A 24,008-nucleotide genomic window follows, 5' to 3' on the forward strand; every position below is an offset into this window, starting at 1 on the left:
TTATAAATCATACTAATAAATGCGGGGGCTTTGATGAAAAAATGTGAGGTGTTGGCGAGTGGTATAGCATTGACGATCTTGCAGCTTATGAGCTGTAACGCAGTAATGGGGCAAGAGAAGAGTCACGGGCCTCTGGTCGCGGACGCAAGTTCTAGTCCTGAGCCAAGTGCGGTATCAAGTTCCACTTCGGCCTCAAGCTCTAATCCATCCCCCACGGCAGCCTACACTGCGGAAGGCAGCTCCAAATGGATGTTGGGTGATTGGGGCGGGCTACGAAACCAGCTGCAGGACATGGGCTACACCTTCAATATGACCTACCGCAATGATTCGGCATGGAATGCCCATGGCGGCTTCGATAAAAACCGAACCTACGAATATGCCGATCAGTTGGCTTTCACGCTTAGCATGGACCTTGGGAAGCTGCTTGATATCCCGAACGCAAGTTTCGTGACCACCTTCACTGACCGTAATGGTAAGGATCTGAGCGCCGAGCGGCTCATTGATACCAGGCAGGGCCAGCTCGGCTCGTCGCAGAACGTGTTCGGCAGGGGGAATGTCACTCGCCTTACTCAACTCCTGTTCCGACAAAAGCTTCTGGACGACAGCCTGGAGTACAGTATCGGCCGCTTCGGGCCAGATGCCTTTGGGCAATTCACGTGTGACTTCCAGAACCTTATCTTCTGCGGGAACTCTGGAGGTAACTGGCATGGAGACGACTGGTACAACTTCCCCATCGGTCAATGGGCCGCAAGTCTCAAATACAATTTGAGTCCGGAATGGGCGGTGCAAGTGGGTGTTTTTGAGCAGAATCCCACGCTTATCCAGAACAAAAATGCATTCAAGGTGAGTACCAGTGGCAGGGACGGAGTGATATTACCTGCAGAACTGATCTGGGCCCCCAAACAGGCGCTGTTTGGCCACCCTGGTGAATACCGGGTGGGTGGATGTTATAACACCTCCAATGCGAACGATGTTTACAAAGGGGCGGATGGACAACCGCAACCGCTCACCCCTGGCGGAGCATTCGAGGAGCACTCCCACCGTTCAGGTTGGTGGTACGTAGCGCGGCAGACGGTGGCATTGATTAATAACGACCCTGGCCGGAATATTGAAGTATTCAGCCAAGCCTTTTTCAACGATCACGCGACCGGATACGTCGCTCGACACTACACATTGGGCATGATCATCAATGGCGCTTTTGACTCTCGCCCCGACGATACCATCGGGATCGCAGCGGGTGGGCTCAGCGTGGCTGACAACGCGAGCAAACGTCAGCGCCTGATCAACACCCTCAACGGCGTGTCAGATTACGATGACGCTCGTTACCTGCCCGTTCAAGGCGACGAGTACAGCGCGGAGATCTACTACGGCGTCAAGGTCACGAAATGGCTGATCCTTCGTCCTAATATTCAATACATCGTCCATCCAGGAGGCGTGAATCAAGTCGACAGTGCCGTAGTGGGAGGCCTGATGGTGCGTGCGTCGTTCTGACCACCTTGTGCGGCGCCCGATTCCACTGACTGGTGGTGAAATCGGCTAATTCGCGCTGCGTCCGGTCGCGTGAAAAGCTGCTCGTGTCCGTATCGGACCACGGATTCTGTCTTCTCCAGAAAAGTCGTCTTGCTCGTGCAGGCGTAGGTTAGGACATCATTTTGTGGAAGAGTTTGAAGCTATGTGTGTGGACCGCGCTGACCCACGTCTAACGGTGACGGTGATTTCCGGCTTTCTGGGAGCTGGCAAGACAACGCTTCTTAACAGGATCCTTCACAATCGGGAGGGCTTGCGAGTAGCGGTGATCGTCAACGATATGAGCGAAGTCAACATTGACAGCGAGCTCGTGCAACGTTCGGCGCTGATCCGAGCCGACGAGCAACTGGTTGAGATGAGCAATGGTTGTATCTGCTGTACGTTGCGAGAGGATTTGCTGCACGAGATTTCCAACCTTGCGCGAGAAGGCCGTTTTGACTATCTGCTCGTGGAATCCACCGGGATCTCGGAACCGCTCCCGGTCGCCGAGACGTTCACTTTCATGGACGAGTCGGGGGTAAGTCTTGGGTCTGTCGCCAGGCTGGATACGATGGTTACCGTGGTGGATGGTACCTCGTTTCTAAAGGACTACCGGGCGTGTGAATCTCTTGAAAGCCGCGGCGTGGCACGTGACAGTAGCGATGTGCGCCATGTAGGCGAACTGCTGGTCGAGCAGATCGAATTCGCGGACACGCTGCTCCTCAGTAAATGCGATCTCATTGCCCCGGAACACACTTCGGAGCTGATACAGGTACTGCGCGAGTTGAACCCTCAGGCCGTCATCATTCCGATGTCGGGGGGAGAGGTGCCGTTGGATCAGGTGTTGAATACGGGTCGATTCAGTCTGGAGAAGGCAGCCCAAGCGCCTGGATGGTTGAAGCGACTTCGTGGAGAGGTTGTTCCGGAGAGTGAAGAGTTTGGAATTACTTCAACTGTGTACCGGGCTCGTATTCCTTTTCACCCTGGCAGGTTCCATGAATTCATCAGCCAGCAATGGACGAATGGAGTGCTTCTTCGGGCCAAGGGCAATTTTTGGCTGGCAAGCCAACTCACCGAGATCGGGAGTCTTTCGCAGGCCGGGGGGCGCTTGTCCTGGGGGTTCGTTGGGAGATGGTGGCGGTTTATCGCAAAGCAACAATGGCCCGCAGATGCTTATCGGTTGAACGGCATCATGGACCATTGGAGCGATGAGTCTGGTGATTGTCGGCAAGAGCTTGTCTTCATCGGACAAGGGATAGATCCGCATAAACTTTCCAAAGATCTTGATGCGTGCCAGTTGTCCGACGCGGAGATTGGCCTCGGCACTCAAGAGTGGAAGTTGATGCTCGATCCATTCAAGGAATTACCGTGACCAAGCCAGTGTTCAGCGCCACGCAGCGATAGTTGATTTATGTCTTGTTCAGACGAACATAGCTGTCTCGCAGAGGCAGATGCGTCGATCACCGCGACACTAGACTTACGGGAAATAGAGGCAGCACCGTTACTAGCTGGAGGACGCTGAGATGGAACATCAACAACAAACCAAAGCTTCGGCGCAGAGGCGAGCACAAGCGCTCAAAGAGGCGTTAGAGGCGCGAGATCTGATCAGTGATGACTACATTCAGAATCTCGAGAACGTGTTTACCACCTGGGTTCCGGAAAACGGTGCCAGAGTGGTGGCGCGTGCGTGGGTCGATGAGGGTTTTCGTGGCCGATTGCTTGCAGATGGCACGGCCGCGTGCGCTGAACTCGGCTTCGGCGGCGACGAGGGAGGATTCATCGTAGCGCTTGAAAACAAGCCTGAATTGCAAAATGTCATCGTCTGCACACTTTGCTCATGCACTGCCTGGCCCATCATCGGGTTGCCGCCAGAGTGGTACAAGAGCTTTGAGTATCGTTCCCGAGTTGTCCGAGAACCGCGCAAAGTACTCAGTGAGTTAGGTCTGGATCTTGATCCGCAAATCAACATCCGGGTCTGGGACACGACGGCCGAGACTCGGTATGTCGTCTTGCCCTGCCGACCCGAGGGCACCGATGGCTGGACAGAGGACGACCTGGCGACTCTGGTGACCAAGGATGTCCTGATCGGTGTTGCGCTCCCGACAGTCACCCGGCCCTCAGGGCGTAACTGACAGACTCAGAAGGAGATTCGTATGGACGGTATTCATGACATGGGCGGGGTATGCGGGTTTGGTAGCCTACAGACGCGTCGGGATGAACTTCCCTTCCACGCAGCTTGGGAACCCTTGCCTTACATCATCGCCATTCTGGCGAAACAGAACGGCTGGTGGACATTCGACGCAGGCCGTCATTCCATTGAGCGTATACCCGCTCGCGACTACATCAACTCGCCGTACTTCGACCGTGTGCTCGTGGGCATGGCTACATTGCTGGTAGAGCACGGGCTGCTTTCACATGAGGATATCGAGGAGCGCGCAGGTGGCAAGGGCAGTTTTCCCTTGTCTGTCCCTATAGGTCCAGGGCACGCGAGTCGTGGCGGGCGTGAATCTTTCAAGGTGGGCGATCAGGTGCGGGTGATTACGGCGCCACCCCCAGGCCATATTCGCATTCCGGGCTACGTCCAAGGCAAGACGGGTGTGGTGTTGAAGGTAACTGCTCCGGTTCCTTTTCCTGGGGAGGCGGGTCACGGACTGAAGGTACGCGAACAGCCTACCTACCACGTCAAATTCAATTCTGAAGAGATTTGGGGGGAGGTCGTGGACGGCTCGTCCGTGGTTGTTGATTTGTGGGAGAGCTACCTTGATCCGGTAAATTGATGTTCAAAGCAATTTCTTGATCCGGCCTCAGCGTGCTCACCCTTTTTCCAACGGGCGTGCTGGGAGCTTTCGTTGTGCGGGTGTTCCCGGCGGCCAGTAGCGAAGTCCAGAAACGCCCCGTCCAATGAAGTCGGGGCGCTTACAGCCAACACGGCATTACGCGCAACTATCCCCTAAGCTTCTGAAGTACCTGCTCGGTGGTCCACAACGCGCTGGCGATGAAGCGATAGTTAACCAGGGCAGCGAGATAGCCGTCGCCTTCAGGAATTTGAGGGGCGGCAGTCGCATCGCGCACTACCACCACTTCAAAACCCTGCTCCACCAGATCACGCAAGTGAGATTCCACACACAGGTTGGCGGCCATACCTGCCAGGATAACTTGAGATACGCCCTGTTTGCGTAGCTGCAGGGTCAGATCATTGGTTTGCGGTCCGTACACTTTGTGCGGCGAGCAGATGATAGTCCGGCCATCGAGAATGAAAGGCTTGAATTGCGGCATGAAGTCGGCGCCCGAATTCTCGAAACCTGTCAAGTCAAGCGGCGACTTCCTGTCGAACATGCCTATGGCATGCATCGCTTTCTCCAGTGGGCCGCCATGTGACCAGGTGTGGTCGCATGGATAGTAGTAGTGGGGCGAGATGGCAACCGCGATCCCCGCTGTTTTTGCTGCCTCAAAGAGTTGCCCCAAGTGGTCCACCACACCATTCTCGGTGACGCTCTTGCCTACCAGAGGCCAGGCGACTCCCTCGGGACTCAGGAAGTCCACTTGCGGATCGATGACTACCAGTGCAGCTTTGCTGAGGTCCAACTGAAAGCCGGTGCCTGGAAGTGCAGGGTCAGTCGGGTCCTGATATACGCTGTTCGAGTTTTCGGTTTTGCTTTGCTCGATGCTCATTGTGAGGCTCCTCGGATTGGAATAACCTCTTGCGGGCGGTGGCGACGGTGCTGATTGGGCCTGGCCTGCAAGTGGAGCCATCTTGTGCTCCCGCGCCGAAGAAGTTTTTCCCAGGCGTCCAACTTTCTTGCCTGAGGGACTCAATGGACGCCTTATCCGAGTTTTTTGACCGAATTCAGATGACGGGTCGGCTGTTTTATGCCGGCAAGGTCTACGACACCTTGGATATCAATAAGCCGGATGGAACCGCGTTTATCCACATTCTCGAAACAGGCGGATTGGATCTTGTTCGGCCCGGGCATCCACGGATCTCTTTAGACGGTCCTACGGTTCTGCTTTGCCCCAGTACTTGCCGTTACAAGCTTGAGCCGACCTCTGAAACGGGGGCAGACATCATATGTGCCACCTTCGAATTTGGGGTAAGTATGGGGCGATCTTTTCCGCTGGGCGTGACGGACACCCTGGTGTTCCCGTTCGCCGATATCGCGACCGTCGTGCCTGTGATCCAAGCTCTGCTGGAAGAATATCGTTCCCAGGGTGCTGGGCATCGGAAGGGGCTGAGCGTTCTGTTTGAATATATCTTGATTGTTTTGGTGCGACGGGCAATTGCCCAGGGAATGATCGCCAGAGGCGGTCTGTCCGCGATATTAGATCCTCAACTGGGTAAAGCTTTGAATGAGATTCACCTCAGACCTGAACAAGAGTGGACTGTCCGAGAGCTCGCAAGCATTGCATGCATGTCTCGATCCAAGTTTTCGGCTCAGTTTCTGAAAGTTGTGGGGGTTTCTCCTATCGCTTATCTGGTTGCCTGGCGAATGAAGCTCGCACGCGACTTGATGATCCAGGGTGTCAAGCTCAAGGTAATTGCCGCATGCGTGGGGTACAGCTCGCAAGCTGCCCTGACTCGGGCATTCGTGCAGGAGATGGGCATCCCACCCGGTGAATGGCTCAAGCGTCGGGAATGATACTTCACGACGCCGTTACCAACGGTTCACCAGGATGGACCCGATTCAGACCTCAGGTATAACCCTGAACGCACTGAACGAGCGAACCTGAGGCAGGTCCGCCCGTCTTGCGATTGGCTTATTTCGCCGCCTTCTCGATAATCTCTGCTACTGCCTTAGGGTTGGAAATCATCACGACGTGTGACGCCCCTTTAACCACCACAGTCTGCTTGGAGTGAGCGCGCTCAGCCATGAACGCCAGCGCCTGAGGTGGGATGTTTTTGTCTTTGTCGCCGTACACGAACCACGATGGAATGGTTTTCCAGGCGGGGTCGGTCGCGGGTTCATTCAATGCGGCCACGGTGACCGGTCGTTGAGCTGCAGCCATCAAGCGCGCATCGGCTGCAGGAACGTCGGCGGCGAACTGATCGTGGAATTTATCCTGTTGGATATACAGGTCCTTCCCCCCGTCTGCCAGATCCACAGGGGCTGCCAGTGTCGGGGCCAGAGTGCTGCCTGGGAATTTACCGGACAGCCCAGCCGCGGTCTCGCCAGTTTCGGGTGCGAACGCGGCTACGAACACCAGGCTCTTCACGTTCGGATTGCCGTACGCCGCTTCGCTGATTACTGGACCACCGTAGGAGTGGCCGACCAGAACCACTGGTGCCTTGACGCTGTTCACAACGCTGGCGACTGTCTGCGCGTCGCCCTTGACGCTACGCAGTGGATTCGCTGCGGACACTACGGTGTAGCCATCCTTCTCCAGGATTTTCACCACGCCATTCCAGCTGGAGGAATCCGCGAATGCGCCATGCACCAGGACGACAGTGGGCTTGATTTCTCCCGCGTTACTCAGGGCGCTTGAAAGGAGGGCAGTGGCGAGCGCTACGCCAGTGAGGATTTTTTTCATGACAATTGGCCTTGTGGGATAAGAATCGGATTTTTCGTGAATTTACCTTGCGCGCGATCTAATCGCGTTGGGGCGAATATCCTCGAATCAAAAATTGGTGTCAAGAGGTTGCGATTAAATCGCGTGCGTAATAATTTGGTGCCTACGTCAGATCAGGAGCAGCACCGTGTCCGCCACGCTCGAGGAAAAAGATTTCGCCCCTCTCAACGAGTTTTTATGCTTCACCATTTACTCAACGGGGCTCGCTCTCAACCAGTTCTACCGGCCTTTGTTGGAGGCGATCGGCCTGACATACCCGCAATACCTGCTAATGGTGGCGCTTTGGGCAAAGGACGATCAGATCGTCAAGGACCTGGGGAGCGAGCTGTTTCTCGATTCCAGCACCCTCACGCCTCTCATCAAGCGGCTGGAGGCGGCCGGCTTCGTGTCGCGCAAGCGTGATCCCCTGGATGAACGTCAGGTCCGAATCCGCCTTACCGAGGAGGGAAAAGCCTTGAAGGCGCGTTCACTCCACGTTCCCGACTGCATCGAGGAAGCCGTAGGAATGAGTGAGGAGCAGGTGAGGCAGATTCAAGCGGCAGTAGCCGATATTCGTGGGCGGCTGCATAAGTTTCGAAACGTCTGACCGAGTTGCGATCACAGTGGAAGCTGGGCGGCGGGGACTTCCAGCCATTGGAGTCGCAGCTGTCAGGTGAGCGCCTTGGATAACAGCATTGGTCTTATGAAGTCAGGCAACATATCGGCAGTCAGTTACACACTTCCATTACCGTCAACAGGTCCTCAGCGCATTCTTGGGCTGTAAGTGACAGTGATAGCCCAAGACGAAGATTACCGCTGTAGTCATAAACGTAGCTCGTGGACGTATGGCTGATCGTATAGCTTGAGCCTGCCGGGACTTTTTTATAAATCACGTTAAATTCTTTGGCCGTTGCTGCTGTGGCTTCCAGTGTTCCGTGAAGTGCCACAAAAGACGGGTCGAAGCTTTTCACGTAAGCATCCAGAATCTCCGGGGTGTCTCTTTCCGGATCCAGGGTGATGAAGATGACCTGAAACTGATCGCCGTCTTTCCCCAGCAGTTTCTTGATTTTTACTGCGCGAGCAAGCGTAGTGGGGCAGACTGCCGGGCACTGGGTAAACCCGAAAAACACCATCGGCATCATTCCACGATAGCTGGAGAGGGTTTTCAGATTGCCGTCGCTGTCCTGTAGCTTGAAGGTGCGACCAAGAATCTGGTTACTCAAGTCTTTCCCATATTTATAGAGCTGTGCACCTCGATCGTCGCAGCCCGCCGCTAGCCCAAGTCCAAAAATGCCAAAACCTTTCAGGACGTCACGGCGGTTGATCATCTTGTTCATGCTTTCCCTTCTAGCGCTTGACTGGTATTGCAGGCATGTAACGGATCAGTCGCGACGCCGATGAATCGTCTTCGCGAACGAACTGATTTGTCTGCCGACTGCTTCTAGCCTGTGAACTGGACCCCCATCCTACGGATTCCCACTTGTCGGTGTTGACTGTTTCCGGTCGTTTTGTGCCAACGGTGGACGACGGGGTGAAAGCCAGCAAGCTTTCTACGTTGTGATGGCGTGCTCGAATTGAGCGGGTGATCCACTCAGCCATCCGCGCATGTAAAACATGGAACCGCTTTCGCCAGCGCTCGCCTAATGGTCAGCGTGCGGATATTTCCGCAGGCCAAGTGCCAACCTGGCACATTCCGAGAGGTGTAACGTGGCTAAAGACGATAAGAAGAGCAAAGGTGACGCTTCGAAAGCCAGTAAGGATCTGAAGGATAAAAAGGCATCGCCTGCCAAGAAATCCGCTGCGGCTTCTGCGCTTTCAAAATCTTCCGAAAAGAAAGACAAGAAAGCCAGTGAACCGAAGAAATCTGCAAAGAAGGCGGATAGCAAACCAACGAAGGCCAAGAAATCCGAAAAATCAGACAAGCCTGCAAAGAAGAGTAAGTAACACCGTAATCAGCCAGGGCTACATGCCCTGGTTTCCAGCTGGCTTCAATTGTTGCTGAGAACTGGCGTTTTCGGAGGCAACAAATGATCAGACACCGTAGAACCAAGTGATGTCATTTTGATCTTATTCTGGAGTTCGTTGGCTCTCTCAGTTGGCTGTTCTCCAGGAAGTGTTTCGTGGCAAGACGCTTTTTCAAAGTGTGTGTTGTTCTGTGTGTAACCTTGCCCTTGTCGGGCTGCGCCTGGTTCTGGAAAGAGCCTCTGACCGGCGCCTACGGGGACGGATATCGCAGTGGATGTGACGCCCGGGAACATGGCTACGGGTATGAGGCACGGGATGCTGATCGCCGAGCGCGTTTTCAGGAGCGTTACTGGGCGGGATGGGGTCGGGGCTTCAACTCCTGTATGTCGCCTTGGGAGAAGGAACGGCAAGAGAAGTTCTTGAACGGCGACAAGAAAAAATACTGCACCAAGCACCAGAAGAAGCGAGGCCACTGCGAGGATTGAACGCCTGGCAGTGGCATCGATCCGCTCTGGTGGGCAAGTTTCTTGAATGCGTAAGCGAACTTGTCCCGAGTATCAAGGAATCAGACGTTCCCTACGCAGTTGGTCAAACACGTTGAAGAATGCCTGGTCACTGGCTTGAAACTCCGTGAAGCCCATCGCCCGGCTCTTTGACATATCCGTTACCACTTCGATAGGCCGCCCCAGGTCAGCGTCGGTGTGCCATGGCGAAACAAGGCGATTGATGTCGGATTCTTTCAGTCCGCGCTCGGCGGCAATCTGGCTCCAGATCGCCTGGTCATCGGCCATCTGAGACTCAAGTGGCGAAGGGGCAGGGGGATACGCGGCGGGGTGCAGGCCGAAGTAGTCGGCAATCCTCGTCCACATCCATTTCCATCGAAAGATATCGCCGTTGGTGATGTTGAACGCCTGGTTCGCCGCTGCAGGGGTTTGAGCAGCCCAGAGCAGTTGTTTGGCCAACTGCTTCGCATCGGTCATGTCCGTGAGGCTGTCCCACTGGACTCGCGATCCCGGAAATACAAAGGGCCGGCCCGTCTGTTTGCAGATCGTGGCGTAGACGGCCAGGGTGGTCGCCATGTTCATCGCATTGCCGACGGCGACGCCAGTGACGGTGTGTGGGCGGTGCACGCTCCAGGTGAAGCCATCTTTCTTGGCAGCCGAGAACACTTCGTCCTCTTGGGCATAGTAGAAATTCTCGACGTCCAGGCGACCTTGCTCTTCACGGAAAGGCGTCTGCGGCAGTGTGCCCTTGCCGTAGGCTTCGAAAGGGCCAAGGTAGTGCTTGAGCCCCGTCACCAAGGCCACATGGGCAACGCTTTTTGCGGGGCGTATCGCATCCAGGACGTTTCGTACCATCGCGGCGTTGACTCGAATGTTCTCAGCCTCTGTGGCCTGGCGCGACCAGGTCGTGATGAACACATGCGTGGGTTTCAGATCCTGCAGCGCGCGGCGTACGGATTCCGGATCCTGCAGGTCCGCTGCAACAGGTATCACGCCCGAGGCTTGGGACGGGTGGCGAGAGAGGGCCGCAACCTGCCACTGGTTGTCGAGTAGCAGTTGGGTGATAGCGCTGCCGACAATGCCGCTGGCGCCTACAACGAGTGCGAGTTGGGTCATGGGGTTTCTCCTTGGGGTCCATAGCTGACAACCCGTCAGCCGACGAATTCCTTCGTTGCAGCGGCAGATTCCCGTTCGCAGCGTTGGAGCATGCCGGGTCTGGCGTCGTGTTCAAGCGCTTCAATTATGTGGGCGTCACACTGGCCTATCAGCATTCTCACCTGTTGCCTCTCGCCGATACTGCCCAGGCGATTTCCCGTGAACCCGGCGAAAGGCGACTCCAAAAGCAGCGTCCGACAGATAACCCAAGGAGGCGGCAACGGTCGCCACGCTGTCCCGGCTTGCATACAACCTGGAGGCGGCAACTTGCATGCGCCAGCGGGTCGCGTACTCGACAGGAGGATGGCCCACCCGATGCTTGAACAGTGCTGCGAAGCTGGATCGCGACATGCAAGCGATCTGCGCCATCTGCGCCAGTGTCCAGGATCTCTCCGGGGCACCATGAATGGCGCGCATCACGTTGGCGATGGCAGGGTCGCGCAGGCCTCCCAGCCAGGCAAGGTCGGCGACGTCGGCAGTGCTGATGTGATGGCGCAGGCCATGGACGAAAATCAGACGAAGCAGGTCGTTGCACATGGCGTTGGCGCCTGGTTGCGCCGACTGCCATTCCCGGTCCAGTTCATCCAGCAACCAGGCAAACGACGAAGCGGCACCCGAGGCTGCACGGATGATGATCGCAGGCGGCAGCAACGACAGAAGTTGGCCGGCGCCGGCATTGATCAGGCTCACACTGCCACCCAGTAACTCCACATCGTCACCGGCACCCAGAGTGGCGAGTGTGCTGGACTGGGCGAAGGCATCGGACGCATTGACCGCATCGCCCTCCGGATCGCTCGCCAGAATGAACGGGGTGCGGGAAATCACGAAGCAGTCGCCCGCCCGCAATTGACGCGGCTGGCTGCCCTCGATGCGCAGCCAGCACTGGCCACGTCGCACGACGTTGAATTTGAGTTCAATCGGACGAAAGCGCAGCGCCCATTGTCCACCCGCCCGCAGGCGCACAGAGCAGGCAGCACGAAGCCCGGCCAGCGCGAGGACATCGGATAGGGGATCTGAAAGCGGATTTTGGATGATCAAGACAGAAACCTGGATTATCTGAACTGTTTCGTCCAGTCATGTTAAAGAACAATGGGCGCCAAAGCCATGCAACGAGGAGCCCCTCATGACAACGCCTCAGAAACCTGTTCTTTCACCTTTTTCCGCCGCCAGTACTGCAACCGAGGTCATGGCCGGAGTGAATCTCGCCGGGCATCTCGCTGTTGTCACTGGTGGGTATTCCGGACTGGGGCTGGTCACTGCCAGAAGCCTGGCCCGCGCAGGTGCCCAGGTGATTGTCCCGGCCAGAGACCCTGATCGTGCGCGCAAGGCCCTGGCGGGGGAAGAGGGTGTCTCTGTCCATGGGATGGATCTGATCGATGCCGATTCCATTCAGGCGTTCAGCGCTCAGGTCGTGGGGCGCGGACAACCGCTCTCGTTGTTGATCAATTGCGCGGGCGTCATGGCCGCGCCCCTGGCACGAGATGTCGATGGGCACGAAAGCCAGTTCGCGATCAACCATCTGGGGCACTTCCGTCTGGTGTGCGGTCTGTGGCCAGCACTGGTGGCGGCTCGCGCTGCCCGGGTGGTTGCGGTGTCATCGCGAGGTCACCAGATCGCCGGTGTCGACTTCGATGACATCGACTTCATCCATCGTCCCTATGACAAATGGGCGGCGTATGGTCAGTCGAAAACCGCCAACGCACTGTTCGCGATGGGACTCGACCAGCGCGGTTCTGGCCAGGGCGTGCGCGCTTTCTCCCTTCACCCCGGTCAGATTCTGACTGACCTGGGACGCCATCTGAGCAGCGCCGAGATCGCAGCATTTGATGTCTTTGATGAGCACGGCCAGCAAAAGGTCGCACCGGAAGTCGGCCTCAAGAATCTGGAGCAGGGAGCGGCAACGGGCTTGTGGTGCGCAACCAGCCCTGCACTGAATGGCAAGGGCGGCGTCTACTGCGAAGACTGCAACATCGCCCCGGTCAACGATGCCGAAACCGGTCGCAAGGGAGTGGCAAGTTGGGCCGCCAATCCGGAATTCGCCGAGCGTCTCTGGAGCATTTCCGAAGAGTGGACGGGGATGTCGCTGTGAAGGGAATTCGGTGCGCCAGTGCCTTCCACAGCTCTGGACTCTGCGATCAAGTGGATGAGTCATGTGAGGGAATCCAGGGGCGGCTTTTGGCCGTTACCTGGCGCCAGCTCACTGATCAGGCGTCGGACAAAAAGCGGGACAGCGATTGCGAAAGTGCATCGAATACCAAGGTGACACGCCGTACCCGCTTGAGGTCCTGGTGCATCGCGATCCAGACGTCGATCGGGAAGTCCACATGCTCGGGCAGCACGCGTACAAGGCCGTAACGTCTCGCCAACTGGCTTGAACAGACGCCGATACCCAGGCCTGCCCGCAGGGAGGCGAACTGGGCCAGATGACTGTCGCTGCGAATGACAGCGTTCTCCCCCGTACAGAAAAAGCCGCGTTCCCTGAGGAAGGTCTGTTCCGTCAGGTTGCGGTCCGGGCCGATGACGGGGTACTCGTTCAATTCATCTGCGCTGCGAGGCAGGCCCCGGTGCGCGATCAATTGAGGCGTGGCATAAAGGCCAACGCGCAAGTCGCCCACATGGCGGGTGACGACGGCCGCCTCATTCGGGCGCCGAATACGGACGGCCACATCGGCTTCCTGCAATGCCAGGTCTTCCAGTCGATTGGACACGCTCAGCTCAACCGCCAATCGGGGTTGGGCGGCGCGAATCTCGCCCAGCATCGAAGGCAGAACCTCTACGCCCAGCAACTGGCTGCTCGTCACGCGCACGGTGCCGCCCGACACATTGGCCTGCGCCGACGCGGCTCGGGCGAAGGCTTCGGCGGCCAATGCCATCGATTGCGCATGATCGACCAATTCCCGAGCGGTATCGGTGGGCATCAACCCCGCAGGGGAGCGAACGAACAGGCTGGTGCCTACGCTGTGCTCCAACGAATCGATGCGTCGTCGCGCAGTGGCCTGCGCGATGCCCAGCGCCCGGGCTGCAGCCGACAAGCTGCCTGTTCGCAGAACAGCCAGGAAAACCCGCTGGGTTTCCCACTGAAGTGTCGGGATGTTCATACATTTCCTATGAGCCGCTGGTAAGGTTTGATCAATTTTCATCAGCTCGAACAGTAGGCATGCTTAACCTTGTGGGTGCCTGACATCAAGCGTCCACTGTTGAAAACAGGAGAATTTGCCCATGAAGCTTGCTGGAGGATACCCATGACCGAGGAAATCATGACCATTGACGGGCCCTGTGCCACCGGCAGTTGCCGGTGCGGTCAGGTGACCTTCCAGGTGCGCTCGAAACCAGTGATCACCAGCGCGTGCCACTGTGTTGGCTGCCAGAAAATGTCCGGAAGCGCTTTTTCATTGACCGCGCTGTTTCCAGCCGAAGCTTTTTCCGTCACCACAGGTTCGCCAGTGATTGGCGGCATGCATGGCTCGACCCGGCACTATTTCTGTCCCCATTGTCTGTCCTGGCTGTTCACCCGCCCTGACGAAAGTGACGCATTCATTGGCGTGCGCAGCAGCCTGCTCGACCAGCCCCAGCATTACGCGCCGTTCATGGAAACCTGGGTTCGTGAAAAGCTGCCTTGGGCCAGCACGGGAGCACGGGTGAGCTACGACGCCTTTCCCGACCCTCGGGATTATCCTGCGCTGATGGCCGAGTTCAGATTCGAGTCTCTATCTGACGCAGTCAAGCCTGCTGGCCGAGGCTCTTTTCCATGATGATCGTGCGCTCGGCGCCGTGGAATGCGTCCCGCACCTTCACGAAGCCTAGAGAAAGGTAGAAGCCTTGCGCAGTGATCGAAGAGGGGAGACGCAGTCGTTCGATGCCGCTCTTCACCGCCACTGACTCGATAGCCGCCATCAGAAGACTCCCAATGCCTTGTCGCTGATAAGCAGGATCGACGAATACGCTGCGCACCGTATTTCCTGCAAGACTTGCAGTGGCCACGACATGGGTGTCGATGCACGCGACGTACACTTGGCGCAGGCTCATGAGTTTCAAGACTTGCGAGGGCGAAAAGCCTTGCACCACCTGCTCGATAACGTCCGGCGGGTAATCCTGGGCATTGGATTTTCGCAACGCGGCCTCGACGATCAGGCTGATCGCTGATGCATCCGTGCTGTCAGCTTTTCTGATCAAACAAGCCATTGGATACTCCTGGCCGATCTCAACGAGCTCGACGTCAGTCTAGGGTATCGAGGATCGCGCTGCGACTTTAAGGTTCTGGCCGATAACTTACGGCCGCCCCTCCACTCACATCGCCAGCTCACTCTCCTTGATGTTCGCAATTGGCCCCAGAATCGACGCATCGAACCCTGACAGCGCACGGCCCTCGGCGAGGCGGTTCGGGTAGTCGGGGTTGGCCAGTGCTGCCTTGCCGATGGCCAGGATATCGACCCCGTCGTTCAGCACGGCGTTGGCGTGTTCTGCCTCATGCAGGCCGCCGTTGGCAAGCAGTACGACGCCGGGTGCATGGCGACGGGCCAGGGCAGCGAGGCTTTGGGTGGTGCTGGCGAAAGCGGGTTTCCATGCTTCGAATTCGGTCACGTGGATGTAGTCGACGCCGGCGTCCTTGAGCGAGCCGAAGATGATTTCGGCGTCGTGCTCACCGTTTGCCCATTTGTGTCCGAAGTCGTTGACCTTGCCTTGGGAGATGCGAACGCCGACGGGGACGCTACCTACCGCCTCACGTACGGCCTTGATCACTTCCAGAATCAAGCCGACGCGTTGTTGGGTGCTGCCGCCCCAGCGGTCGTTGCGTTGATTGCTGAAGTCGGTGAGGAACTGGTCGAGCAGGTAGCCGTTGGCGCCATGGATCTCGACGCCATCGAAGCCTGCATCCAGCATCGCGCGCTTGGCTGCCTGGGCGAATCCGGCGATGGCGTCGGCGATGTCTTCGTCGGTCATGGCAACGGGCACCGGGTACTGGCCTTCTCCAAAGTAGAAGCGCATTTGCTCGCCTTTCGGGCGGACTGCGGAGGGCGCTGCGGTGTGCTGGGTAAATCGATTGCCCTGGCTCAGTGCCCCGGCATGCATGAGTTGCGCGAAAACAGCCGCTTCCTGAACGTGGATGCGGTCTGTGACTGTGCGCCATGCCTGGGCCTGTTCGGCGTCTGTCATGCCGGGCTGGAAGGGGTAGCCTTGGGAGAAGCGCTGGTCGGTGTAGATGCCTTCGGTGATGACCATGCCGAACCCGCCTTTGGCGAAGCGTTCGTAGTAGCGGACCATCGCGTCGGTCGCGACGCCGGTTTGCGTGGCGCTGACGCGAGTCATGGGGGCCACCGCCAGGCGGTTGCGCAGGGTGAGGTTCTTGATATCGAAAGGCGTTAGAATCGATGGGGTCGAATGGTTCATGGCTGCACCTCGTCTTCAAGCGTAGTAGGCGTAATTGCCTGTTGTTAGCGATACTACGGAGGTGTCAGGGCCAGACCAAGCCGGTCTGAGGTGAAGCCGGCATAACCTGAAAGGATATAATCATGCTGACAACCGACCTGCGTATTTTCCTGGCGGTCGCGACGGCGCGCAGCCTCTCGGACGCCTCGCGCAGGCTGGATGTGATGCCGATGCAGGTGTCGCGGCGCATCACTGCGCTGGAGCAGGAATTGGGCGTGCGGCTGTTTCAGCGCACCACCAGGGCGGTTTCGCTCACGGCCGAGGGCGAGGCGTTTCTTCCTTATGCCCATACCATGCTCGAGGCCGAAGAGAGTGCGCTGGAGGCGTTGCAGCCGTCGACGAGTCGGGTGACAGGGCTGTTGCGGGTGACGGCGCCCAGCGTCTTCGGACAATCCATTGTCTTGCCCATGCTGCCGCAACTGTTGCAGCAATACCCTGATCTGCGGGTCGAGCTCGATGTTTCGGACACCGTGGTCGATCTGGTGGGCCGCGGGTTCGACCTGGCGCTGCGGGTCGCGCCGTTGGCCGATTCCGAGCTGGTTGCCCGGCGGGTCGCGCCCAATCCTCGCGTGCTCTGTGCGGCCCCGCATTATCTGCGAGAGCACGGCACGCCCGTCACGCTGGACGAGCTTGAACAGCACCAGTGCATCGTGCTTCAGGCAGTGCCGAGATGGCCGTTCGTGGTGAACGGCGAAATCGTCCGGCGGCGGGTGGAGGGGCGGGTGATGATCAGCAATGTGGGCGCAGTGCGCGATGCTGCCATCGAAGGGCTGGGCATTGCGATGCTGGCGTACTGGGACGTGCTGCCCCAGTTGCGGGACGGTTCGCTGGTGGAAATCCGCCTGGCCGACGGCGACATGGAGCAGTTGTCGGTCTGGGCCGTCACCCCGACCCGGCAGTATGTGCCTGCCAGGGTGAAGGTTTTCCTGCAGATGCTCGAAGCCGACATGACTGCGCGGCTTCAGAGCACCGTGTCGAAGTCCTGAATGCCCGCTGCTGGTTCAGGCGGCGTGTTCAGCCAGCTTCAACTGCCGGGCAACGTCCTGCCTGAGCAGGTAGACCGAGACCGTGAGCAACACCAGATCCTTCAGAAGAAACGCGGCCACGATGGTCATCGCCGGAAAACCGCCGGCGCCTTCATGCCAGGCTCCGGGTGCGAACGGCATGATGGTGACGGTTCCGATGAAGGTGGCGCAGGAGCCGAGGGCGCCCAGTATCCCAAGCTTCCTGTTCCAGAAACCCAGGAAGATCAGCAGGCCAAAGGTCCATTCGGCTGTGCCCAGGAAGACACTGGTGCCTTTGACGCCCAGCACCGGAATGGTCCATGAAATCAGCGGGCCGTTGGTGATCAGCGGCAGCAGGTCGGTGATCTCGGCAACGAACCATTTGTCATAGCCAAACCAGACGAAGATGACCACCATCGCGGCGCGCAGCAGGTGGTAGTCGAGATCACGTTTCATGAGGCCCGAGCGCCCGAGAATGCTGACCAGATAAGTCATGCTTGAGTCCTCCCTGGCGCGGTGTGGGCGGCGGAGTGAGCGGCAGGCGCCAGGAACGGGGTGTGGGTACGTGACATGGGAAACTCCATCGAGTGTTAGGTATTCGTCAACGACGCCATGGTAGGGCGTCTCGGTAATACCCTTAAGCCTGTTTAATCTCTAAAAAATGCTCCAAAGTCTCAAAAGCTCAGACAGGATCGACTAGGGCTCCAACTGACGGGAAACGGGCTCGGGAGTTTGAGGGGGCAAGTGCGCCGTCCATGGCAGCGACTCGTGAGGGGCGGCTCTACGGCTATCAGCGGATCACTTCGATGATGCGCGCGGCGATGTGCGCAGCATGGGTTTCGAGTGCGAAGTGGCCGGTGTCCAGAAGCTCGACCACCGCCTGCGGGTTATCCCGTTTGAACGCCTCGGCGCCCGGGGGAATGAAGAACGGGTCGTGCTTGCCCCAGATGACCAGCGTCGGGATCTTGTGCGCACGAAAGAACGCCTGAAACTCCGGGTACAGCTTCAGGTTGTTGGCGTAATCCAGAAACAGGTCCAGCTGGATGTCCTTGTTCCCGGTGCGTTCCATCAAGAGCGCATCCAGTGTGTAGCCTTCCGGCGCGATGAGTTCGGGCTGGCTGACCCCATGCACGTACTGCCAGCGCGTGCCTTCCAGGTTCAACACGGCATCGGCGATTACCTGCCGATTGGCCGCGGTGGGTTCAGCCCAATAGGCCCGGATCGGCGCCCAGGCATCACCCAGCCCCTCCAGATATGCATTGCCGTTCTGGCTGACCAGCCCGGTGACACGCTCCGGGTGCTTGAGCGCAAGCCTCAGCCCGGTCGGTGCTCCGTAGTCGAAGACGTACATTGCGTAGCTCTTGAGTCCCAGGGCATCGACGAAGTCCGCCAGGGTCCTGGCCAGCCCGTCGAAGCTGTAGACGTAGTTTCTGGCCTCTGGCACTTCGGTGAAGCCGAAGCCCGGCAAGTCAGGGGCGATCACATGGAAGTGCGGGGCGAGCAGGGGGATCAACTGGCGGAACTGATGGGACGAGCTTGGAAAACCGTGAAGCAGGAGCAGGGTGGGCAGGGCGCGGTCGCCGGCTTCTCGATAGAACACCCTGACGCCGTCAGCGTCTGCGGAGGCGTGGTTGATCACCGGCGTTGAAGCATTTGCAGTATTCATGACGTGATCCTCTTGGCGTGTGCGGGGATAGGCAGATACAGCTGCGTATCTGAAGTTCGCACAGCTTTAGTAACCTGTCAAATGCATTTTAAGAGGTTATTGTTTTCTCTCCTGTTTTCAGCGCTCGGGATCTTCGCCTGATGACTGCCCATCACACTGCGTCGGACTTCTTGCGCTCGCGGTGCGCCGCCGCCTTGGCGCGATTGCCGCACACCGCCATGCTGCACCACCGACGTTTCTTGCCGCGGGTGTGGTCGACGAACATCAGGGTACAACTGGCACCCTCACAGCTTTTGACGTCGGAAAAGTCCTCGTCGCAGATGAACGTCGCCAACTGCTCAGCGATAGGCAGCAGCAATGAATCCGGGGTTTTCCAGCGTCTGCGCGGCGCAAGGGTCAGCTTCGAGGCGTCCGTATCGGTGACGGTTATCTGGGTAAAGCCTTCGTCCCTGGCCAGCAGGCGGTTGAGCGCAGCGAGGTCCTCCAGGGCTCGGGGCGACAGTGGCTGACCCCGGTGCGTCAAAACGAAATCCCTGAACCAGTCGCGCAGCGCCCTGGTTTGCCCGGCGACCATCTCCAGCTCACCGGGCATGGCCTCCTGGGCGATCTGCTGCAGGTTGTGCTCGCTGACCCAGCCTGCCTGGCGCAGCCAGTCGAGCAGTCCCTGCCCATCGCCAATCCAGTCAACGACCTCGTCCCCCGGGGTAGCGATGGAATTGAGGAAATCCAGCGCCGGGGCGTCCGCGATGAACATCGCCGGACCGTGCAAATGGGTGCTCATCGAATGCTCGCTATCTCTGGAAGTGTCGAAAAAGAGTAACCATTCAAAATGTGTTTGACAAGTTACTATGCCGTTACTAACCTCCAAGCCGGCAGTAGAGAGGTTACTCGGGCGGCGTCGATGACGACCCCGGTTGGCCTCCCTCTCACGCGACGTCTACCCAGCCAATCGGATCAGGTGCCTAAACGGCCTCTGCAGGAGAATCTTATGAAAGCGATCGTTCTAGAGAAATTCGGCGGTCTGGACAGCCTGGTTTATCAAGACATCCCGGAGCCCACGGCCGAGGAAGGGCACGTCGTCATTCAGATCAAGGCGTTCGGCATCAATCACGCCGAAATGCACATGCGCCGGGGTGAATGGGCGGAAGCGGCACCGGTCAGCGGCATCGAGTGCGTGGGCATCGTGAAGTCATGCCCCGGCGGCGAATTCCCGGTCGGGGCGAAGGTGGCTGCCTTGATGGGAGGGCTGGGCCGCACCATTAACGGCAGCTACGCGCAATACACTCGTGCACCGGTTTCCAACGTGGCCTTGATCGACGCCGATCTGCCGTGGGCCGAACTGGCGGCGATCCCGGAAACCTACGCCACGGCGTGGACCTGTCTTTTCCGCAATCTGGAGATCGAAAAGGGCCAGACCGTTCTCATTCGAGGTGCGACCTCATCGTTCGGCCAGGCCGCGGTGAAACTGGCGGTGAACGCTGGGGCGCGTGTGGTTGCCACGACTCGCAGCGAGAAACGCACCCAGATGCTCAAGGACCTCGGCGCCGTGGCAGTGGAACTGGAAGGGCCGCAGCTGTCCGCCCGGATCAAGGGCGCGAAAACCTTCGATGCAGTACTCGATCTGGTGGGCAACAGCACGGTGATCGATTCGCTGGCGATCGTTCGCCGGGGCGGGCGCGTGTGCCTGGCAGGCTGGTTGGGCGGGCTTGAGCCCATCGCCGATTTCAATCCGCTGTTGCAGATGTCCAGTGGCGTCTATCTGACCTTCTTTGGAAGCTTCGTGTTCGGCACCGAGGGCTTCCCGCTGGCCGATGTGCCGCTGCAGGCCATTGCCCAGGAAGCAGCCGCCGGCAGGCTCGACGTCAAACCGACGCGAGTCTTCAAATTCGAAGAAATCCATGAGGCTCACCGCGTCATGGAGGCCAACGAAGCGGCCGGCAAAATGGTCGTGGTTGTCGATTGATCCCCCAACCCAAATGCGTTGAATGAGGAAATTGCGATGGTGAAGTCTGTAGCTATTGTCACGGGTGCAAGTCAGGGGATCGGTCGCGCCACAGCCCTACGCCTGGCCAGGGATTTTGAGGCACTGGTCCTGGTGGCGCGAAACCGCGAGAACCTGCAAGACACGGCCCGGCAGGTCGAGGCGATCGGTGCGCAAGCGCTGGTGCTGGACGCCGATGTTTCCGCACCGGGTGTGCCCTCAGAAGTGGTTGAGCAAGCGCTGGCCCGGTTTGGCAGGATTGACGCCCTGTTGAACATCGCCGGGGCCGTGCCTCAGATCGATCTGTTCGAGATGACCGACGAACAGTGGCACGACGGTGCCGAGCTCAAGTTGCACGGCGCACGGCGGATGACGCTGGCGGCGTGGCCTGCGCTCAAGGCATCACAAGGTTCGGTGGTGCTGATGTCTGGCAACTCGGCGGATACGCCAAAAGCCGGCTATGCAGCGGTGGCGACCATCAACGCTGCCATTGTGTCGCTGGCCAAGGCGTTCGCTGATCGCGGCATCCAGGAGGGCGTCCAGGTCAACAGTGTGTTGCCGGGGCCGGTGATGACGGGGCGCCGCCGTTCCTTTCTGGAAAAATGGGCACCTGCCAATGGCATGAGTGTTGAGGAAGCGACGATCAGGTTTCCGCAGAATGCCGGGATTTCAAGATTTGGCGAGCCTGAAGAGATCGCCGACCTGCTGGCGTTCCTGGTGTCGCCGTCTGCGAAATGGATGACCGGATCGGCGTTGCGGATCGACGGGGGAGAGGTGAAATCCGTCTGAGGTTGAGTGCACATCCTGCCTGACAAGCCAGGTGCCACCGAACCGGTGTGGCACCTGGCTTTTGCGTTCATGGTCCTTTCATGGAGTCGCGCCCGGGTGTCTGGACCTGCGAATGTCGCCCGGGGTCATCCCCATGCGTTGGGTGAAGGCACGCCGAAACGCGGCGACGGATTGATAGCCGACGGCTTCGGCAATCGCCTCGGTAGGCAGGGTAGTGGAGGTGAGTTCATTGGCCGCCATGGTCATGCGCACGTCGGTGAGGATGGCGTTCGCAGACTTGCCCACCTTGTCCTGGAAATGGCGAATCAGGGTCGCCCGGGACATGTTGCACAGATCCGCCAGCTCCGGCAGCGTCCAAGCCCGGGCCGGGTCGTTGAAGATCGCGGTCAGTGCGGGTGCCAGTCTTGGGTGGCCTGCCATCGCCAGCAGGCCCACCGGTGTGTCTGCCGATTCGCTGGCCAGGCGCAGGGTCATGGTGAACAGCGCGGTAGACAGGGCATCCAGCATGGCATTGCCGCCCAGGCTTGCGACCAGTGACTCTTGCCGCATCACGGCCAGCAGATGAGTCAGTTGCGTGTGCGTCTGGGTGTCAGAGGGTTGGCTGGCCGTGCGGACGATCAAGCGGCCCGGCAAATAGTCCCTGATGAAGCGGTCATGGGGTGGCCGGATCACGAAGCGGCCGCAGAGCATTTCCAGGGGCTCACCGCCGCCGGTGTTTTCACTGACCACCAGATTGAGCTCATCCCGGTAGCTCGCCTTGGGCGGGCTGATGCCGCTGCCGTCATGCAACAGGTGTTCAGAGCCATGCAGCATCAGCAGCACGTCACCGGCCTGTAATCGTCGCGGCGCGCCAAGGCCCGGGGTTTCGAGAATGGCCGACCCGCGCATCACCACGTGATAGGGCATCTCTCCCGGTTCCGACTCTTCATACACGACCTGCCACGGCGCCCCGTATGCGCACCGCAGTTCCAGGCGTCCTTTGACGGTAATCATCTCCAGCAGTCGGCTGAGCCAGTCCTGCTGGCGGGAAGAAGCGGTCATGGCGATGTCCGTAGTTGATACTTATGAGCACTATAGTGAGCGATTTGAGTCTCTACAAGATCATGGGTGCTGGATAAAGTGGAGCCATCTAACCCACCGAGCAGGAGTTTCACCATGAGCCGCATCGCAATCCCCGCTGTTGCAACTGCCACTGGCGCCACCGCTGACGTCTATGCCGAAGTCCGGAAAATCGCCGGCGGTACCGTGCCTAATCTGTTCGCTGCATTAGGCCATCTGGTGCCGAATGCACTGTCGGCTGTGCTCAATGCCGAGGGCGTGCTGGCCAACGGCAGCCTGAGCAAACAGGACCTGGAAACCATCAAGCTGTTGGTCAGCGAGCAGACCGGCTGTGACTACTGCGTTGCGGCCCATGTGATGTTGGGCAAGATGACCGGCCTGCCGTCCCAGGTCCTGACCCAGATCCGCCAGGGCACCTCGACAGGGGACAGCAAGCGCGATGCCCTGGTCAGCTTCGTACTGAAGCTGCAGAAAACCAGCGGCACCCTGAGCGATGCCGATGTTGCTGCGGTTCGCCAGGCGGGTTACAGCGATGCGCAACTGGCGGAAATCTCGCTGACGATCGCGCTGACCATCTTCACCAATACCTTCAACCGCATCAACGACACCGACATCGACATGCCGCCGGTGAAGTGAATCACTGACCGCGTCGAACCGGGCAGGCTGGGTATCCCCGTCGGGATGCCCAGACCCTCGCGCAATTATTTTTTCAGGCGGTGCATCCAGTTCTGCAACTGGCGGGTATTGGTAATGGGCGGCATCTGACTGCCCAGCCCAATGATCCTTCAGGAGCACTGCCCATGAACATCAAAACCTCCGTCTGCCTGCTCGCCTGCAGCCTCGCTATCGGCCTGCAGACTGCCCACGCCCAGTCCGCGCTGCCGGATGCGGTCAAAGTCCCTGATGGCCATCGGGTGATGCTTGAAACCGTCGGCGTCGGCGAAATCACGTATCAATGCCGCGACAAGACCGATGCCCCTGGCAAGACAGAATGGACCTTCGTCGGCCCCAAGGCCGTGCTCAACGACCGTGCCGGCAAACCCGTGGGTGACTACTTCGGCCCTCCGGCTACCTGGCAGGCCAAGGACGGTTCGAAAGTCACCGGCACCCAGTTGGCGGTGGCAAAAGCGGCGGACGGCGACCTGCCGTATCAACTGGTCAAAGCCAACCCGGTCGAAGGCAAGGGCGCTATGCAAGGGGTCAGCTACATCCAGCGCGTGGCTACCCGTGGCGGCGTGGCCCCGGCAAGCGATTGCACCGCCCAGAACAAGGGCGCGCAGCAGATCGTCAAGTATCAGGCAGACTATGTGTTCTGGACGGCCAAGTGATACGCAATCAGGCAGACGCCGTTGTGATCGATCCTCTACGCTGTTGGGCAAGCACCCCGGTCAGATGACCGGGGCACCTCG

General features: G+C 58.7%; 26 protein-coding genes. 14 read left to right on the plus strand and 12 right to left on the minus strand.

All coding sequences use genetic code 11. The features are described from left to right. Positions 1-291 precede the first annotated feature (291 nt). The 4 genes from ACIPO9_RS09520 (at position 292) to nthB (ending at position 4,283) form a co-directional block, all read left to right on the plus strand. On the plus strand, positions 292-1,491 hold the full coding sequence (locus ACIPO9_RS09520) for a carbohydrate porin (RefSeq protein ID WP_400780371.1): 1,200 nt from the start codon (positions 292-294) through the stop codon (positions 1,489-1,491). Between the two features lie 181 nt (positions 1,492-1,672). After that, the gene (locus ACIPO9_RS09525; protein ID WP_400780540.1) at positions 1,673-2,878 is read left to right on the plus strand and encodes a GTP-binding protein; all 1,206 of its coding nucleotides are present in this window, start codon (positions 1,673-1,675) and stop codon (positions 2,876-2,878) included. A 151-nt stretch (positions 2,879-3,029) separates the two neighbouring features. After that, on the plus strand, positions 3,030-3,638 hold the full coding sequence (nthA, locus tag ACIPO9_RS09530; RefSeq protein ID WP_400780373.1) for a nitrile hydratase subunit alpha: 609 nt from the start codon (positions 3,030-3,032) through the stop codon (positions 3,636-3,638). Between the two features lie 21 nt (positions 3,639-3,659). Next, the gene (gene nthB, locus ACIPO9_RS09535; protein ID WP_400780375.1) at positions 3,660-4,283 is read left to right on the plus strand and encodes a nitrile hydratase subunit beta; all 624 of its coding nucleotides are present in this window, start codon (positions 3,660-3,662) and stop codon (positions 4,281-4,283) included. Positions 4,284-4,449: 166 nt separating this feature from the next. On the opposite strand, the gene ACIPO9_RS09540 is transcribed toward nthB, so the two are convergent. Further along, entirely contained in the window at positions 4,450-5,178 is a 729-nt protein-coding gene (locus ACIPO9_RS09540) for a cysteine hydrolase family protein (protein WP_400780378.1), read from the minus strand. A 143-nt stretch (positions 5,179-5,321) separates the two neighbouring features. Here ACIPO9_RS09540 and ACIPO9_RS09545 point away from each other — a divergent pair, with 143 nt between their 5' ends. Further along, positions 5,322-6,143 carry a helix-turn-helix domain-containing protein gene (locus tag ACIPO9_RS09545; RefSeq protein ID WP_400780379.1) on the plus strand — a complete coding sequence of 274 codons (822 nt, stop codon included), beginning with the start codon at positions 5,322-5,324 and terminating at the stop codon, positions 6,141-6,143. Between the two features lie 118 nt (positions 6,144-6,261). On the opposite strand, the gene ACIPO9_RS09550 is transcribed toward ACIPO9_RS09545, so the two are convergent. Beyond that, positions 6,262-7,032 (minus strand): alpha/beta fold hydrolase, encoded by a 771-nt coding sequence (locus ACIPO9_RS09550; RefSeq protein WP_400780382.1) that lies wholly within the window; start codon positions 7,030-7,032, stop codon positions 6,262-6,264. Positions 7,033-7,198: 166 nt separating this feature from the next. On the opposite strand from ACIPO9_RS09550, the gene ACIPO9_RS09555 reads away from it, so the two are divergent. Then, entirely contained in the window at positions 7,199-7,657 is a 459-nt protein-coding gene (locus ACIPO9_RS09555) for a MarR family winged helix-turn-helix transcriptional regulator (RefSeq protein ID WP_400780385.1), read from the plus strand. Positions 7,658-7,778: 121 nt separating this feature from the next. Here ACIPO9_RS09555 and ACIPO9_RS09560 read toward each other — a convergent pair whose 3' ends face one another. Further along, on the minus strand, positions 7,779-8,387 hold the full coding sequence (locus ACIPO9_RS09560; RefSeq protein WP_400780388.1) for an SCO family protein: 609 nt from the start codon (positions 8,385-8,387) through the stop codon (positions 7,779-7,781). Between the two features lie 370 nt (positions 8,388-8,757). Between ACIPO9_RS09560 and ACIPO9_RS09565 the strand changes: the two genes are divergently transcribed. Next, entirely contained in the window at positions 8,758-8,994 is a 237-nt protein-coding gene (locus ACIPO9_RS09565) for a hypothetical protein (protein WP_274130457.1), read from the plus strand. A 578-nt stretch (positions 8,995-9,572) separates the two neighbouring features. Here ACIPO9_RS09565 and ACIPO9_RS09570 read toward each other — a convergent pair. Next, positions 9,573-10,634 (minus strand): SDR family oxidoreductase, encoded by a 1,062-nt coding sequence (locus tag ACIPO9_RS09570; RefSeq protein ID WP_400780391.1) that lies wholly within the window; start codon positions 10,632-10,634, stop codon positions 9,573-9,575. Positions 10,635-10,769: 135 nt separating this feature from the next. Beyond that, on the minus strand, positions 10,770-11,711 hold the full coding sequence (locus ACIPO9_RS09575; RefSeq protein ID WP_400780394.1) for an AraC family transcriptional regulator: 942 nt from the start codon (positions 11,709-11,711) through the stop codon (positions 10,770-10,772). An 85-nt stretch (positions 11,712-11,796) separates the two neighbouring features. Between ACIPO9_RS09575 and ACIPO9_RS09580 the strand changes: the two genes are divergently transcribed. Continuing rightward, complete coding sequence (locus tag ACIPO9_RS09580) at positions 11,797-12,762, plus strand: oxidoreductase (RefSeq protein WP_400780396.1); 966 nt, start codon at positions 11,797-11,799, stop codon at positions 12,760-12,762. Between the two features lie 115 nt (positions 12,763-12,877). On the opposite strand, the gene ACIPO9_RS09585 is transcribed toward ACIPO9_RS09580, so the two are convergent. After that, positions 12,878-13,771: a LysR family transcriptional regulator gene (locus tag ACIPO9_RS09585; RefSeq protein ID WP_400780399.1), complete on the minus strand. Its 894-nt coding sequence runs from the start codon at positions 13,769-13,771 to the stop codon at positions 12,878-12,880. A 159-nt stretch (positions 13,772-13,930) separates the two neighbouring features. Between ACIPO9_RS09585 and ACIPO9_RS09590 the strand changes: the two genes are divergently transcribed. After that, positions 13,931-14,425 (plus strand): GFA family protein, encoded by a 495-nt coding sequence (locus ACIPO9_RS09590; protein ID WP_400780543.1) that lies wholly within the window; start codon positions 13,931-13,933, stop codon positions 14,423-14,425. Here ACIPO9_RS09590 and ACIPO9_RS09595 read toward each other — a convergent pair. Both ACIPO9_RS09595 and ACIPO9_RS09600 read right to left on the minus strand, forming a co-directional pair. Further along, positions 14,394-14,855 carry a GNAT family N-acetyltransferase gene (locus ACIPO9_RS09595; protein WP_400780402.1) on the minus strand — a complete coding sequence of 154 codons (462 nt, stop codon included), beginning with the start codon at positions 14,853-14,855 and terminating at the stop codon, positions 14,394-14,396. The genes ACIPO9_RS09590 and ACIPO9_RS09595 overlap by 32 nt on opposite strands. A gap of 105 nt (positions 14,856-14,960) precedes the next feature. Then, positions 14,961-16,061, minus strand: coding sequence for a tRNA-dihydrouridine synthase (locus tag ACIPO9_RS09600; protein ID WP_400780404.1), 1,101 nt, complete (start codon positions 16,059-16,061; stop codon positions 14,961-14,963). Between the two features lie 122 nt (positions 16,062-16,183). Between ACIPO9_RS09600 and ACIPO9_RS09605 the strand changes: the two genes are divergently transcribed. Continuing rightward, positions 16,184-17,086, plus strand: coding sequence for a LysR family transcriptional regulator (locus tag ACIPO9_RS09605; protein WP_274130449.1), 903 nt, complete (start codon positions 16,184-16,186; stop codon positions 17,084-17,086). Positions 17,087-17,101: 15 nt separating this feature from the next. On the opposite strand, the gene ACIPO9_RS09610 is transcribed toward ACIPO9_RS09605, so the two are convergent. From ACIPO9_RS09610 to ACIPO9_RS09620, 3 genes are all read right to left on the minus strand, one after another. Continuing rightward, the gene (locus tag ACIPO9_RS09610) at positions 17,102-17,599 is read right to left on the minus strand and encodes a YkgB family protein (RefSeq protein WP_400780406.1); all 498 of its coding nucleotides are present in this window, start codon (positions 17,597-17,599) and stop codon (positions 17,102-17,104) included. Between the two features lie 295 nt (positions 17,600-17,894). Further along, on the minus strand, positions 17,895-18,770 hold the full coding sequence (locus ACIPO9_RS09615) for an alpha/beta fold hydrolase (RefSeq protein WP_400780409.1): 876 nt from the start codon (positions 18,768-18,770) through the stop codon (positions 17,895-17,897). Between the two features lie 151 nt (positions 18,771-18,921). Further along, entirely contained in the window at positions 18,922-19,551 is a 630-nt protein-coding gene (locus ACIPO9_RS09620; RefSeq protein ID WP_400780410.1) for a CGNR zinc finger domain-containing protein, read from the minus strand. 207 nt (positions 19,552-19,758) lie between these two features. On the opposite strand from ACIPO9_RS09620, the gene ACIPO9_RS09625 reads away from it, so the two are divergent. Then, positions 19,759-20,733, plus strand: a complete 975-nt coding sequence (locus tag ACIPO9_RS09625) for a zinc-binding alcohol dehydrogenase family protein (protein ID WP_400780413.1) — start codon at positions 19,759-19,761, stop codon at positions 20,731-20,733. A gap of 36 nt (positions 20,734-20,769) precedes the next feature. Further along, on the plus strand, positions 20,770-21,540 hold the full coding sequence (locus ACIPO9_RS09630) for an SDR family oxidoreductase (RefSeq protein ID WP_400780416.1): 771 nt from the start codon (positions 20,770-20,772) through the stop codon (positions 21,538-21,540). A gap of 78 nt (positions 21,541-21,618) precedes the next feature. Here the strand turns inward: ACIPO9_RS09630 and ACIPO9_RS09635 are convergent, their stop codons facing one another. Then, the gene (locus ACIPO9_RS09635) at positions 21,619-22,581 is read right to left on the minus strand and encodes a cupin domain-containing protein (RefSeq protein WP_400780418.1); all 963 of its coding nucleotides are present in this window, start codon (positions 22,579-22,581) and stop codon (positions 21,619-21,621) included. 114 nt (positions 22,582-22,695) lie between these two features. Between ACIPO9_RS09635 and ACIPO9_RS09640 the strand changes: the two genes are divergently transcribed. Then, positions 22,696-23,235, plus strand: coding sequence for a carboxymuconolactone decarboxylase family protein (locus ACIPO9_RS09640; RefSeq protein ID WP_400780421.1), 540 nt, complete (start codon positions 22,696-22,698; stop codon positions 23,233-23,235). Positions 23,236-23,399: 164 nt separating this feature from the next. Continuing rightward, positions 23,400-23,927: a DUF3455 domain-containing protein gene (locus ACIPO9_RS09645; RefSeq protein ID WP_400780423.1), complete on the plus strand. Its 528-nt coding sequence runs from the start codon at positions 23,400-23,402 to the stop codon at positions 23,925-23,927. The last annotated feature ends 81 nt before the right edge of the window (positions 23,928-24,008 follow it).

The organism is Pseudomonas sp. NPDC090203 (genome assembly GCF_044746765.1).
Taxonomy (GTDB): Bacteria; Pseudomonadota; Gammaproteobacteria; order Pseudomonadales; family Pseudomonadaceae; genus Aquipseudomonas; species Aquipseudomonas putida_AD.

Coding starts and splice junctions, on each gene's coding strand:
- ACIPO9_RS09570 (WP_400780391.1), bottom strand. CDS start 10,634: ATGACCCAACTCGCACTCGTTGTAGGCGCCAGCGGCATTGTCGGCAGC.
- ACIPO9_RS09520 (WP_400780371.1), top strand. CDS start 292: ATGGGCTACACCTTCAATATGACCTACCGCAATGATTCGGCATGGAAT.
- ACIPO9_RS09605 (WP_274130449.1), top strand. CDS start 16,184: ATGCTGACAACCGACCTGCGTATTTTCCTGGCGGTCGCGACGGCGCGC.
- ACIPO9_RS09580 (WP_400780396.1), top strand. CDS start 11,797: ATGACAACGCCTCAGAAACCTGTTCTTTCACCTTTTTCCGCCGCCAGT.
- ACIPO9_RS09590 (WP_400780543.1), top strand. CDS start 13,931: ATGACCATTGACGGGCCCTGTGCCACCGGCAGTTGCCGGTGCGGTCAG.
- ACIPO9_RS09600 (WP_400780404.1), bottom strand. CDS start 16,061: ATGAACCATTCGACCCCATCGATTCTAACGCCTTTCGATATCAAGAAC.
- ACIPO9_RS09620 (WP_400780410.1), bottom strand. CDS start 19,551: ATGAGCACCCATTTGCACGGTCCGGCGATGTTCATCGCGGACGCCCCG.
- ACIPO9_RS09540 (WP_400780378.1), bottom strand. CDS start 5,178: ATGAGCATCGAGCAAAGCAAAACCGAAAACTCGAACAGCGTATATCAG.
- nthB (WP_400780375.1), top strand. CDS start 3,660: ATGGACGGTATTCATGACATGGGCGGGGTATGCGGGTTTGGTAGCCTA.
- ACIPO9_RS09550 (WP_400780382.1), bottom strand. CDS start 7,032: ATGAAAAAAATCCTCACTGGCGTAGCGCTCGCCACTGCCCTCCTTTCA.
- ACIPO9_RS09560 (WP_400780388.1), bottom strand. CDS start 8,387: ATGAACAAGATGATCAACCGCCGTGACGTCCTGAAAGGTTTTGGCATT.
- ACIPO9_RS09640 (WP_400780421.1), top strand. CDS start 22,696: ATGAGCCGCATCGCAATCCCCGCTGTTGCAACTGCCACTGGCGCCACC.
- ACIPO9_RS09595 (WP_400780402.1), bottom strand. CDS start 14,855: ATGGCTTGTTTGATCAGAAAAGCTGACAGCACGGATGCATCAGCGATC.
- ACIPO9_RS09615 (WP_400780409.1), bottom strand. CDS start 18,770: ATGAATACTGCAAATGCTTCAACGCCGGTGATCAACCACGCCTCCGCA.
- ACIPO9_RS09525 (WP_400780540.1), top strand. CDS start 1,673: ATGTGTGTGGACCGCGCTGACCCACGTCTAACGGTGACGGTGATTTCC.
- nthA (WP_400780373.1), top strand. CDS start 3,030: ATGGAACATCAACAACAAACCAAAGCTTCGGCGCAGAGGCGAGCACAA.
- ACIPO9_RS09645 (WP_400780423.1), top strand. CDS start 23,400: ATGAACATCAAAACCTCCGTCTGCCTGCTCGCCTGCAGCCTCGCTATC.
- ACIPO9_RS09625 (WP_400780413.1), top strand. CDS start 19,759: ATGAAAGCGATCGTTCTAGAGAAATTCGGCGGTCTGGACAGCCTGGTT.
- ACIPO9_RS09545 (WP_400780379.1), top strand. CDS start 5,322: ATGGACGCCTTATCCGAGTTTTTTGACCGAATTCAGATGACGGGTCGG.
- ACIPO9_RS09635 (WP_400780418.1), bottom strand. CDS start 22,581: ATGACCGCTTCTTCCCGCCAGCAGGACTGGCTCAGCCGACTGCTGGAG.
- ACIPO9_RS09630 (WP_400780416.1), top strand. CDS start 20,770: ATGGTGAAGTCTGTAGCTATTGTCACGGGTGCAAGTCAGGGGATCGGT.
- ACIPO9_RS09585 (WP_400780399.1), bottom strand. CDS start 13,771: ATGAACATCCCGACACTTCAGTGGGAAACCCAGCGGGTTTTCCTGGCT.
- ACIPO9_RS09610 (WP_400780406.1), bottom strand. CDS start 17,599: ATGACTTATCTGGTCAGCATTCTCGGGCGCTCGGGCCTCATGAAACGT.